Genomic DNA, 11,574 nt, shown 5'->3' with positions numbered 1-11,574 from the left:
CATGGATTGGGGACAGATTCTCAACAACACGGCTTACTGGGTGTTCAGCCCGGAGACGATCGCGTACGCCCTCGCGGCAACCGGTCTCGCGGTGCACTTCGGCTACGCCGGCCTGCTCAACTTCGGTATGGCCGGGTTCATGGCGCTCGGCGCCTACGGGTACGCCATCTCCATCCTCACCTTCGGGTGGCCGTGGTGGGTCGGCATCATCGTCGGCTGTCTCGCATCGGTGGTCTTCGCGATCATCCTCGGTATCCCGACGCTGCGTCTTCGAGCCGACTATCTCGCCATCGTGACCATCGCGGCGGCCGAGATCGTCAGGCTCGCTCTGACGACGCAGCTGTTCGACGAGTGGACCAACTCGGCGGACGGACTCGGCGGGTACCACGCCGGCTTCCGCGCGGCCAACCCGTTCCCGGAGGGGACGTACGGGTTCGGACCGTGGACGTGGACGGCCGATCAGCTGTGGGTGCGCGTGTTCGGCATCATCCTGCTCGCGATCGCGGTCTACCTCGTGTGGGCGCTCATGCGCAGCCCGTGGGGCCGTGTACTCAAGGGCATCCGCGAGGATGAGGACGCCGTGCGCTCGCTCGGCAAGAACGTCTTCGCCTACAAGATGCAGGCGCTCATCATCGGTGGTGTGTTCGGTGCGCTGGGCGGCGTGGTCTTCGCGCTCCCCTCCGCAGTCGTCCCCGCCACCTACACGACCTCGCTCACGTTCTTCATCTGGACGATCCTGCTGCTCGGCGGTGCGGCGACCGTGTTCGGTCCCGTCGTCGGCTCGGTGATCTTCTGGGTGATCATGGGCTTCCTCGGAAACGTGCTCCCCGCCCTGGCGAACGCCGGCATCCTGCCGCTGTCGTCGGTGCAGGCCGGCACGCTCCGCTTCATCCTCGTCGGTGTGGCGCTCATGCTGATCGTGATCTTCCGCCCGCAGGGCATCTTCGGCAACAAGAGGGAGCTGACCTTTGTCAAGTAACAGCACGCCTCCGGAGCCCGTGACCCCGGGCGGCGCCACGCCGCCCGCGGCCGGGTCCGCGCCCGCCACCGGAGCGGTCTCGACCGCGACCGGCAGCATCCGTCGCCCCAAGACGACCGGGCTCGCCAAGGGCGAAGCCGTCCCGGGCGTCGCGAAGACGGATCCGATCATGGTGATCGACAACATCACCCGCCGCTTCGGCGGTCTGACCGCCGTCGACGTCGACCACCTCGAGATCCCACGAGGCGCCATCACGGCCCTGATCGGCCCGAACGGCGCCGGAAAGACGACGCTGTTCAACCTGCTGTGCGGGTTCGACAAGCCCAACTCGGGCACGTGGTCGTTCGAGGGCAAGAACCTGTCGGGCATCCCGTCGTTCAAGGTCGCCCGTATGGGACAGGTCCGCACCTTCCAGCTCACCAAGGCGCTCTCGCTGCTGACGGTGCTCGAGAACATGAAGCTCGGCGCGACGTCGCAGAAGGGCGAGAAGCTGTGGGCCAGCATCATCCCGGCGGTGTGGCGCAAGCAGGATGACGCGAACGAGGAGAAGGCGATGGAGCTCCTCGCCCGGTTCAAGCTCGACGCGAAGGCCGACGACTACGCCGCATCGCTCTCGGGTGGTCAGCGCAAGCTCCTCGAGATGGCGCGGGCGCTCATGAGCGACCCGACGCTGGTGATGCTCGACGAGCCCATGGCCGGTGTCAACCCGGCGCTGACCGAGTCGCTCCTCGACCACATCCTCGACCTCAAGGATCTCGGCATGACCGTGCTCTTCGTCGAGCACGACATGCACATGGTCCGCCACATCGCGGACTGGGTCGTCGTCATGGCCGAGGGTCGCATCGTCGCCGAGGGTCCGCCCGAGTCGGTCATGCAGGACGCCGCAGTCATCGACGCCTACCTCGGCAGCCACCAGGACGTCGACCTCGGCGTCGTGACCGGCCGCGTCGCGGGCGAACTCGACACAGCCGCGGTCGAGCTGCTCGAGGAGATCAAAGAGGCCGAAGAGGCTGCGATCGCCGAGGCCGAGGAGGAGAACAAGTGAGCAGCGCTGCACCGAGTGCGGGAGCTCCCTCGAGCAACGCACGCACGCCAGGATCCGTCGTCCCCGCCGCCGATGCGGCGCGGGTCGAGGGGATGCGGACCGACGAGGTCGTCGTCGAGGTCAACGACCTCTACGCCGGCTACCTTCCCGGCATCAACATCATCAACGGCGCCAACCTGATCGCGCGCAAGGGCGAGCTGATCGGCATCATCGGCCCGAACGGCGCCGGCAAGTCGACGCTCCTCAAGTCGATCTTCGGCATGGTCAAGGTCCGCTCGGGCGAGGTCAACGTCAACGGTGCGAGCGTCATCGGGCTCAAGTCCGACAAGCTCGTGACCCAGGGCGTCGGCTTCGTGCCGCAGACGAACAACGTCTTCCCCTCGCTCACGATCGAGGAGAACCTGCAGATGGGCCTCTACCAGGCCCCGAAGCAGTACGCCGAGCGTCTCGACTTCGTGACCGGGATCTTCGCCGAACTGGGCAAGCGCCTCAAGCAGCGCGCGGGCTCGCTCTCCGGCGGCGAGCGCCAGATGGTCGCGATGTCGCGCGCGCTGATGATGGACCCCGCGGTGCTCCTCCTCGACGAGCCCTCGGCCGGCCTGTCTCCGGTCCGCCAGGACGACGCCTTCATCCGCGTCTCCGACATCAACAAGGCCGGCGTCACGATCATCATGGTCGAGCAGAATGCCCGCCGCTGCCTGCAGATCTGCGACCGCGGCTACGTCCTCGACCAGGGCCGTGACGCCTACGAGGGCACCGGCCGCGACCTGCTGAACGACCCGAAGGTCATCGGCCTCTACCTCGGCACCCTCGGATCCGACGGGGTCTGACACTCCACCTGCGAGCGAGAAGAGCGGATGCCTCGGCATCCGCTCTTCTCGTCTGTCCGGGGCTCGTGCCCCTGGGTCGTCGATCCCCGTCGATGGGTGTGGTGGTCCGCTGGGCGGCAGCGTCTCCGACGCCGGAGTGGGGGTCAGCGGATGCGACTGTCGCCGGCGTCGCGCACCCGCCTGGCACGCCCTCTGCGCACGCGCCTGGCACACACTCGGGGGCTCCGGCCCTCTCCCGTGCGATCGCGTCAGCGGAGCGGTGGGTGGGGGTCCGCGAGCTGGCATCGGGTGTGGCGGGAGCGCGACCGAAGGCCGTGCGGGGGAAAGTCTCGCGGACCCCCACCCGCCGCGCAGCGGCCCCCACCCACTGCAGCCACCCCCACGCCCCGCGGCAGTCCCCCACACTCCCCCAGACAACGGGAAAGGGCCCCGGATCGCTCCGGGGCCCTTCCGCGTGGTCATTCGATCAGACGTCGATGCGCACGAAGGAGTTGTCGTCCTGGTACTGGAAGACACCCACCGTGGCCTCGGTCGGGTCGCCGTTCTCGTCGAACGTGATCGGGCCCGAGTATCCGTCGTAGTCGGCGACGCCGCCACCGAGGATGATGTCGGCGCAGTCGGCGTACGTGGTGCACTTCTCACCGTCGCCGCTGCCGCCCGAGACCTCGACGAGCTTGCCCGCGATGTCGGCCGGGTCGGTCGAGTTCGCGGCGAGCGAGGCGAGCGCGAGCAGGATGACCGCGTCGTACGACTCGTTGGCGTACGAGAAGTCGGTCAGCTCGGTGTTGCCCTCGCCGGTCCACCACTCGTTGAGCTCGGTCTGGAAGTCCTCCGGCGTCGCGGGGCCGGCAGGCGTGGTGCCCTTGGCGCCCTCGAGGCTCAGCTCGGCCGGCCACTTGTCGTCGGCGCCGAAGTTCTTCAGGTTGCCGTCGACGAAGTAGAGGTCTTCCGCCGGGTAGCCGGCCGAAAGGAGCGCCGGGCCGATGGTGAAGATCTCGTCGAACGTGATCAGGACGATGGCGTCGGGGTTCGAGGCCAGCAGTGCGCTGATCTGCGCGTCGAAGGAGGTGTCGCCCGTGTTGTAGGACTGCTCCTCGACGATCGTGCCGCCGGCGCCGGTGAAGGTCTCCTGGAAGACCTCGTTCAGGCCGGTGCCGTACGAGTCGTTGAGGTACAGGACCGCGACGTTCTCGTGGCCGTCTTCGGCGACGAGGTTGCCGAGGACCTCACCCTGCAGGACGTCGGAAGGAGCGGTGCGCCAGTAGAGGCCGTCGTCGTCCCACGACGTGAAGTCGAGCGACGTGTTGGCCGGCGAGAAGACGATCATGCCCGCGGCGACGGCGTCGTCGAGGAACAGCTTCGTGACACCCGACGACGCGGCGCCGATGGCGGCGGACACGCCCTCCGAGATGAGGGTCTGGATGGTCGTCGAGTACGCCTTGTTGTCGGTGTCGCCCGAGTCGCCCCAGACGATGTCGTCGATCGTCAGGCCCGTGTCTGCGGCCGACTCGTTGACGTGCGCGGCGGCGAGACCGACACCGGCCTCCTCGGGCGGGCCGAGGAAGGACAGGCTGCCCGTCTGGGGCAGGATCGTGCCGATCTTGAGGGTGAGGTCGCGCTCCTCGGTGGGGGGCGCGCTGGTCTCGCCTCCGGTTCCGCCACCGGCGCAGCCGGCGAGGACGAGGGCGCTGGCGCCGGCGAGCGCAATGACGCCGACGAGGGCGGACTTGCGCGAGCGGGTGAAGACGCTCATGTTGCTCCTTGCTGTGGATGAACGACGGGAACGGCTCGGGGGCCGACCCAGTGTCCCTAACCTAACCATCAGGAGCGCTCCGCAATGTTGCCATTCGTTAACGATGTGTAACGCATGGGAATCGCTTGCCGCGGCCGTCGTCGCACGGAAATGGCGCTCACCGAGCACTCGGGTCCCGGGAATACCCCAGCCGGGTATAAAGTTGATGCATTCGTACCCCTTGGGGGTATCCAGGTTGCTCATCCAGACAGAAGGCGTGAACCATGACTCAGACGACCGAATACAAGGTGACCGGCATGAGCTGCGGGCACTGCGAGGCCTCCGTGCGCGGCGAGGTGTCCAAGATCGCCGGCGTCGAAGCGGTCACGGTCGACGCCACGTCCGGCGCTCTCGTCGTCGGTTCGACCGCCCCCCTCGCCGACGCCGACGTGATCGCCGCCGTCGAAGAGGCCGGTTACGAAGCCGTGCGGGTCTGATGGACGCCGCGGCGCTCCCGCCGAACGGCGCGCGCATCGAACTCGAGATCGGCGGCATGACGTGCGCGTCGTGCGCCATGCGGATCGAGAAGCGGCTGAACCGCATCGACGGGGTCGAGGCATCCGTCAACTACGCCACCGAGAAGGCGACCGTCACCGCGCCCGCCGGCGTCGACGCGCAGACCCTCATCGACGAGGTGGAGAAGACCGGCTACACCGCCGCGCTTCCCGCACCGCCCGCCGCGCGCGGCGGCGAGCACGACCACGACGTCCCCGACAGCGAACTGGTCGGGCTCCGCCAGCGGCTCATCGGCTCGATCGTGCTGTCGGTGCCGGTCATCCTGCTCGCGATGATCCCCGCGCTGCAGTTCACCTATTGGCAGTGGGCGTCACTCGCACTCGCCGCCCCCGTCGTGGTGTGGGGCGCCTGGCCGTTCCACCGCGCCGCGTGGATCAACCTCCGCCACGGCGCGGCGACGATGGACACGCTGATCTCGCTCGGCGTCTCCGCCGCGTTCCTGTGGTCCCTGTACGCCCTGTTCTTCGGGCACGCCGGCATGCCCGGCATGACGCACGCGTTCGAGTGGTCCGTCCAGCCCGGCGACGGTGCGGGCGACATCTACCTCGAGGTGGCCGCGGGCGTGACGACATTCGTCCTCGCCGGCAGGTACTTCGAGGTCCGCTCCAAGCGCCGCGCCGGCGCAGCCCTCCGGGCCCTGCTCGAGATCGGGGCGAAGGATGTCGCGGTCCTGCGTCCGGGACCGAACGGAAGTCCGGTCGAGACCCGCGTCCCGATCGCGGAGCTGCGGGTCGGCGACGAGTTCGTCGTGCGCCCGGGCGAGAAGATCGGCACCGACGGCGTCGTCGTATCGGGTACGTCGGCCGTCGACGCGTCGATGGTCACCGGAGAGTCGGTCCCCGTGGAGGTCGGCCCCGACGACGCCGTCATCGGGGCGACGGTGAATGCCGGCGGCCGGCTCGTCGTCCGCGCCACCCGCGTCGGCGACGACACCCAGCTCGCGCAGATGGCTCGGCTCGTCGAACAGGCGCAGTCCGGCAAGGCCGACGTGCAGCGCCTCGCCGACCGCATCTCGGGCATCTTCGTCCCGATCGTGCTGCTGATCTCGCTCGGAACGCTGATCGCCTGGCTCGCTCTCGGGTTCGATCCCGCGATGGCGTTCACAGCGGCTGTCGCGGTGCTGATCATCGCGTGCCCGTGCGCGCTCGGGCTCGCGACGCCGACGGCGCTGCTGGTCGGCACGGGGCGCGGCGCACAGCTCGGCATCCTGATCAAGGGTCCCGAGGTTCTGGAGTCGACCCGCACCGTCGACACCATCGTCCTCGACAAGACGGGCACGGTCACCACCGGCCGCATGGCGCTCATCGATGTCGCCGTCGCGGCCGGCACCGCCCGGGCCGATGTCCTGCGTCTCGCCGGCGCTCTCGAGCATGCGTCCGAGCACCCGATCGCCCAGGCGGTCGCGCGCGGAGCCGCTGCGGAAGTGCGCGTTCTCGCCCCCGTCGAGTCGTTCCAGAACGTGCCTGGCAAGGGCGTCTCGGGCGTCGTCGACGGGCACGCCGTGCTCGTCGGACGCGAGGCGCTGCTCGCCGACTGGGCGCTGCACCTGGGCCCCGAGCTCGCCGCCGCGAAGCGACTGGCCGAGACCGAGGGGCGCACCGCCGTGCTCGTGGCGTGGGACGGAGAAGCGCGCGGCGTCCTCGTCGTCGCCGACCAGGTCAAGCCGACAAGCCCGGAGGCGGTGGCGCAGCTGCGCACCCTCGGGCTCAAGACGGTCCTGCTCACGGGCGACAACGCCGCGGTCGCTCGCACCGTCGCCGACGAGGTCGGCATCGACCGGGTGATCGCCGAGGTGCTGCCGCAGGACAAGGTGGCCGTGATCACGGAGCTCCAGGCCGAAGGCCGTGTGGTCGCGATGGTGGGCGACGGCGTCAACGACGCGGCCGCACTCGCACAGGCCGACCTGGGCCTCGCGATGGGCACGGGGACGGATGCCGCGATCGAGGCGTCCGACATCACCCTCGTCCGTGGCGACCTGCGCAGCGCCGCCGACGCCATCCGGCTCTCGCGGGCGACTCTCGGCACGATCAAGGTCAACCTGTTCTGGGCCTTCGCGTACAACGTCGCGGCCATCCCGCTCGCGGCGCTGGGCCTTCTCAACCCGATGATCGCCGGCGCCGCGATGGCGCTGTCGAGCGTCTTCGTCGTCGGCAACAGCCTGCGGCTGCGGTCGTTCCGCAGTCACGCCGGCGGAGCCGCGGCCGCCGCAATCCCGTCCGCCGCCGCGCAGCCGGCCCCGCACCCGGAGGTGCACAATGAACACCATGCACGATGAGGACCTCGCGTCGACCGTCGCGGTCGTCGACGACCACAGTCACCATGGCTACATCACCGACAAGGACAAGTACCTCAACCGCCTCAAGCGGATCGAGGGGCAGGCCCGCGGCATCCACAAGATGGTCGAGGACGAGAAGTACTGCATCGACATCCTCACGCAGATCAGCGCGCTGACGAGCGCCCTGGAGGCTGTCGCGGTGGGACTGCTCGACGATCACCTGAGGCACTGCGTGGTGGATGCCGCGCGCCTCGGCGGCCCCGAGGCGGACGCCAAGATCACCGAGGCCACGCAGGCCATCGCCCGCCTGGTGCGCTGAGGCCGCGCTCGCACGATCGCCCCCCGTCGGTTCGACGTCCGGCTCACCCGGGTCGTCTTCCCGGCGGGGGCGCTGCGCTCAGACGGACGCGGTCGCCGCGGCCACCGCCGCCACGCGGGTGCGGCGGGCGTGGACGACGGAATCGACCGTGAGCACGATGAGCGCAAGCCACACCAGGCCGAAGCCGATCCAGCGCTCGACCGGCATCGGCTCCTGCAGGAGCCATGCGCCGATCGTGAACTGCAAGATCGGCGCGACGAACTGCAGCAGTCCGATGAGGGTGAGCGACGCGCGGCGGGCGCCGGCCGCGAAGAACAGCAGCGGGATCGCCGTGACCACGCCGACGAGACTGAGCAGAACGGTGTGGAGCGTCCCTTCCGACCCGAACACGAGGCCGGTCGTCGCGTTCACGACGATGAGGATCACGCCGGCGATCGGGACGAGCCACAGGGACTCCAGCGTCAGTCCGCTCACCGCATCCACCGACGGGCCGACGCGCTTCTTGACCAGCCCGTAGAGGCTGAAGCTCGCCGCGAGGGTCAGGGCGATCCACGGGAACGAGCCGTACCCGACGATGATGACGAGCACCGCGAGGGTGGCGATGCCGATCGCGACCCACTGGGTGGCTCGCAGCCGCTCGCGCAGCACGAGCACGGCGAGGAGCACGGTCGCGATCGGATTGATGAAGTAGCCGAGGCTCGTCTCGATCACATGCCCGGTGAGGGCGCCCAGGATGAAGACCTGCCAGTTGATGTAGATCAGCCCGCCGGCGACGGCCGTCAGCCCGAGAAGGCGCGGCTGCCGGAAGATCGCGGCGATGCGCGACCACCCGCGCGTCACCGTCAGCAGCAGCGCGCAGAACACCAGCGACAGGAGGATGCGCCACGCGACCAGCTCGAACGGCCCGATCGGCATCAGGAGCAGGAAGTACAGCGGGAGGAAGCCCCAGAGGAGGTACGCGGTGAACGCGTACACGCCGCCGAGGGTGTGCTCGCGGGCGAGCTGCGCGCGGTGGGCCGCCGCCGGATCCACCGCGATCCCCGCGGTGTTCGTCGCGGCCGTGCCGAGGTCGGTCGCCCCGTCGGACTCGTGTCCGGCGGGGGAGGAATCGTCGCGGCTCACCGTCCCAGCCTAGGACGGGGACCGGCACCCTCCGGCCGTCGGACGGGGCCGGAGCATCCGCCGACTGCCGACCTTCGCGCGATCTCTGCCACCGCAGACGACGAGAGGGTCGGATGCCGAAGCATCCGACCCTCTCGGTACGCGATGTGCGCCGCGTCAGCGGACGACGACCGCCAGGACGTCGCGAGCGGACAGGACGAGGAACTCGTCGGCGCCGAACTTGACCTCGGTCCCGCCGTACTTGCTGTAGAGCACGCGGTCGCCGACGGCGACGTCGAGCGGGACGCGGTTGCCGTTGTCGTCGATGCGGCCGGGGCCGACGGCGACGACTTCACCCTCCTGGGGCTTCTCCTTGGCGGTGTCGGGGATGACGAGGCCACTCGCGGTGGTCTGCTCGGCCTCGACCTGCTTGATGACGATGCGGTCCTCGAGCGGCTTGATGGAAACCGACACGGTCTACCTCTTCTTTCCTTGAGACTGAAGACTCGTTAGCACCCGCATGCTGAGAGTGCTAACGACAAGTCTAGGGATGCGCTGGCACTCTCGCAACGTGAGTGCCAGCCGCATGACGCCGTGTGGCGCAGTCGCGCGAGCGGCGGGAAATCTCGCGGGCAGAGGTATCAGGACCTGAGCCCGCGCCTCCTCTCAGGCGTGCCCACCCCTCTCGCCAAGCGCGGCGCGAGGTGGTAGACCTGACCTGAGCCGTCGGGCTCAGGTCCGAACCCTGGGGGCAGGACATCCATGACAGCGCCGTACTGTGTTGCCGTCGACGTGGGAACGAGTCGCACCGCCGCAGCAACTGCTCATCTGTCGCCGAACGGCGATGCTCTCATGATGCCGTTCCGTCTCGGCCGAGTCGCCGATACCGCCCCGAGCGCTGCCTTCGTGGCGGAGGGGGAGGTGATGTTCGGCGACGCCGCCGAGCGGCGTGGCCCGGGCAATCCCGGACGGCTCGTCCGCGACTTCTCCCGCCGAGTCGGCGACGACGTCCCGATCATCGCGGGAGATCGCCGACTCGCGGCCGAAGACCTCTTCGCGCGGATGATCGCCTGGGTCGTCGACTCCGTCACCGCGCAGAAGGGGGCATCGCCCTCGGCTCTGGCCGTCACCGTTCCGGTGGCATGGGGCGAGTACAGACGCGACCTCATCCGTGCGGCCCTCGCCCGCGAGGGCTGGCCGGACGTCGACGTGCTCTCGGTTCCCGAGGCGGCTGCGCACCAGTACGAGGACTCGACACCCCTCCCCGCTCATCACGCGCTCGCCGTCTACGATCTCGGCGGGGGAACGTTCGACGCCGTCGTCATGCGCAAGTCGGCGACAGGTCGGCTCGAGACAGCGGGCGATCCGACCGGAATGAACGACTTCGGCGGCGCCGACTTCGACGACGCGGTGTTCCGGCATGTCGTGGCGGCGGCGGGCATCGACATACGTGACAGCGACCCGAGCGCCTACCTCGGTCTCGCCGCGCTGCGCCGGGAATGCGTGGATGCGAAGGAGGCGCTCTCGTACGACGGCGAAGCGGTCATCCCGGTCCTCGTGCAGGGCAGTCACGGCTCCGTCCGTCTCACTCGGGGAGAGTTCGAGGCGATGATCGAAAAGGACATCGAACGGACCATCGACCGATTCGCCCAGGCCCTGGAGAGCACCGGCCTCGACGGCGAGGAGATCGATGCGATTCTCCTGATCGGCGGTTCGTCCCGGATCCCCCGCGTGGCGCAGCTTCTGTCCGAGCGCTTCGATCGTCCGATCGCCGTCGATGCCGATCCGAAGGCGATCGCGGCGCTCGGCGCAGCCCGCATCGCCGCGGAGCGCCGGCTTGTCGGCGAACCCGCCGTCGACGAGGTCGTCGCCGTCGCGGCCGTCGAGGAGACTGCGCCCGCCGACACCGGTGCGTCACGTCGGAGATGGTTCCGACGCGTGCCCGCATCCGCGTACACCACGGGCACCGCACTCGCCCTCGCAGGCGGGCTGGTCGTGACGACCGCGACCGCACTGGGGATACCGGCGCTTCCGACCCGGGCTGATCTGGCGTCGGCGTCAGATGCTTCGACCGGCCCGCCCGGGGCGAGCGCCGGGCTCGGCATTGCGGACCGCTCGGAACTCGGCGAGTACGAGACGGGCGCCCTGGACGCGCCGCCCGATGCATCACCCGGTGCGCTGCCGTACCCGGCGCCCGGGCGGAGCCGGGTCGCCGATGATCTCACGGAACGACCTCCCGCCACAGGGCGGACCAGCGGTGGCGCGACGCCGTCGGCAGGACGTCGGACGGTCGCCGCGACGCCCGCCCGGGAGCAGACTCCGCCGCCGACGGCGAGCGCTCCCCGGCCCGCGCCGAAGCCGGCCACAGGCGGCGAAATCGCCGAACCTCGGGGGCCGAGCGACCCCGCCCCCGAGCCGGCGCCGGCCGTGCTCGATCCGGAACCGGCGTCGACAGAGCCCGCGGCCGAACCGTCGCTCCCCGAGCCCGCGCCTACTCCGGCGGCGACGTCTCCGGACGCGCCGCCTGACCCGGCCGCCGCCGACCCGACGCCGGACGACACGCCGGATCCTCCACCCGCCGACCCCACTCCCGACGCGCCTCCGGACGACACGCAGGCGTCTCCCGCAGACACCGGGCCCGCGCACGAAACCGAGCCCCCGCCCGACGTTCTGCCGGGTGACGCGACCGCTACCGCCCTCTGACGCCGATCACCGCG

General features: G+C 69.8%; 10 protein-coding genes. 7 read left to right on the top strand and 3 right to left on the bottom strand.

What is annotated here, in order from left to right:
* Position 1 precedes the first annotated feature (1 nt).
* The 3 genes from EER34_RS09210 to EER34_RS09200 all read left to right on the top strand — a co-directional run bounded on the left by EER34_RS09210 (position 2) and on the right by EER34_RS09200 (position 2,854).
* Complete coding sequence (locus EER34_RS09210; RefSeq protein ID WP_127474163.1) at positions 2-979, top strand: branched-chain amino acid ABC transporter permease; 978 nt, start codon at positions 2-4, stop codon at positions 977-979.
* 169 nt (positions 980-1,148) lie between these two features.
* Positions 1,149-2,024, top strand: coding sequence for an ABC transporter ATP-binding protein (locus tag EER34_RS09205; protein ID WP_240642252.1), 876 nt, complete (start codon positions 1,149-1,151; stop codon positions 2,022-2,024).
* Between the two features lie 92 nt (positions 2,025-2,116).
* Positions 2,117-2,854: an ABC transporter ATP-binding protein gene (locus EER34_RS09200; protein ID WP_127474362.1), complete on the top strand. Its 738-nt coding sequence runs from the start codon at positions 2,117-2,119 to the stop codon at positions 2,852-2,854.
* Between the two features lie 466 nt (positions 2,855-3,320).
* Here the strand turns inward: EER34_RS09200 and EER34_RS09195 are convergent, their stop codons facing one another.
* The gene (locus EER34_RS09195; RefSeq protein ID WP_127474162.1) at positions 3,321-4,607 is read right to left on the bottom strand and encodes an ABC transporter substrate-binding protein; all 1,287 of its coding nucleotides are present in this window, start codon (positions 4,605-4,607) and stop codon (positions 3,321-3,323) included.
* A 263-nt stretch (positions 4,608-4,870) separates the two neighbouring features.
* Here EER34_RS09195 and EER34_RS09190 point away from each other — a divergent pair, with 263 nt between their 5' ends.
* Genes EER34_RS09190 through EER34_RS09180 form a run of 3 tightly spaced genes read left to right on the top strand, consistent with a single transcriptional unit; the run spans position 4,871 to position 7,756 of the window.
* On the top strand, positions 4,871-5,083 hold the full coding sequence (locus EER34_RS09190; RefSeq protein WP_127474161.1) for a heavy-metal-associated domain-containing protein: 213 nt from the start codon (positions 4,871-4,873) through the stop codon (positions 5,081-5,083).
* On the top strand, positions 5,083-7,437 hold the full coding sequence (locus EER34_RS09185) for a heavy metal translocating P-type ATPase (RefSeq protein WP_127474160.1): 2,355 nt from the start codon (positions 5,083-5,085) through the stop codon (positions 7,435-7,437). Before EER34_RS09190 ends, EER34_RS09185 begins: the two co-directional genes overlap by 1 nt.
* Complete coding sequence (locus tag EER34_RS09180; RefSeq protein ID WP_127474159.1) at positions 7,427-7,756, top strand: metal-sensitive transcriptional regulator; 330 nt, start codon at positions 7,427-7,429, stop codon at positions 7,754-7,756. Before EER34_RS09185 ends, EER34_RS09180 begins: the two co-directional genes overlap by 11 nt.
* A 78-nt stretch (positions 7,757-7,834) precedes the next feature.
* Here EER34_RS09180 and rarD read toward each other — a convergent pair whose 3' ends face one another.
* Positions 7,835-8,788, bottom strand: a complete 954-nt coding sequence (rarD, locus tag EER34_RS09175) for an EamA family transporter RarD (RefSeq protein ID WP_240642250.1) — start codon at positions 8,786-8,788, stop codon at positions 7,835-7,837.
* Positions 8,789-9,034: 246 nt separating this feature from the next.
* Positions 9,035-9,331 (bottom strand): co-chaperone GroES, encoded by a 297-nt coding sequence (gene groES / locus EER34_RS09170; protein ID WP_017203655.1) that lies wholly within the window; start codon positions 9,329-9,331, stop codon positions 9,035-9,037.
* 381 nt (positions 9,332-9,712) lie between these two features.
* On the opposite strand from groES, the gene EER34_RS09165 reads away from it, so the two are divergent.
* A complete protein-coding gene (locus EER34_RS09165; RefSeq protein ID WP_164743513.1) occupies positions 9,713-11,560 on the top strand; it encodes an Hsp70 family protein in 1,848 nt (615 codons plus the stop codon).
* Positions 11,561-11,574 lie beyond the last annotated feature (14 nt).

Source organism: Microbacterium sulfonylureivorans, assembly GCF_003999995.1.
GTDB lineage: Bacteria > Actinomycetota > Actinomycetes > Actinomycetales > Microbacteriaceae > Microbacterium > Microbacterium sulfonylureivorans.
Note: the sequence above shows the minus strand (reverse complement) of the source record. Positions and strands in the feature narration are given on the sequence as shown.

What these genes read in the sequence shown, in the direction of transcription:
- EER34_RS09210 (WP_127474163.1), top strand. Translation starts at nt 2, where the DNA reads ATGGATTGGGGACAGATTCTCAACAACACGGCTTACTGGGTGTTCAGC.
- EER34_RS09205 (WP_240642252.1), top strand. Translation starts at nt 1,149, where the DNA reads ATGGTGATCGACAACATCACCCGCCGCTTCGGCGGTCTGACCGCCGTC.
- EER34_RS09200 (WP_127474362.1), top strand. Translation starts at nt 2,117, where the DNA reads ATGCGGACCGACGAGGTCGTCGTCGAGGTCAACGACCTCTACGCCGGC.
- EER34_RS09195 (WP_127474162.1), bottom strand. Translation starts at nt 4,607, where the DNA reads ATGAGCGTCTTCACCCGCTCGCGCAAGTCCGCCCTCGTCGGCGTCATT.
- EER34_RS09190 (WP_127474161.1), top strand. Translation starts at nt 4,871, where the DNA reads ATGACTCAGACGACCGAATACAAGGTGACCGGCATGAGCTGCGGGCAC.
- EER34_RS09185 (WP_127474160.1), top strand. Translation starts at nt 5,083, where the DNA reads ATGGACGCCGCGGCGCTCCCGCCGAACGGCGCGCGCATCGAACTCGAG.
- EER34_RS09180 (WP_127474159.1), top strand. Translation starts at nt 7,427, where the DNA reads ATGCACGATGAGGACCTCGCGTCGACCGTCGCGGTCGTCGACGACCAC.
- EER34_RS09165 (WP_164743513.1), top strand. Translation starts at nt 9,713, where the DNA reads ATGCCGTTCCGTCTCGGCCGAGTCGCCGATACCGCCCCGAGCGCTGCC.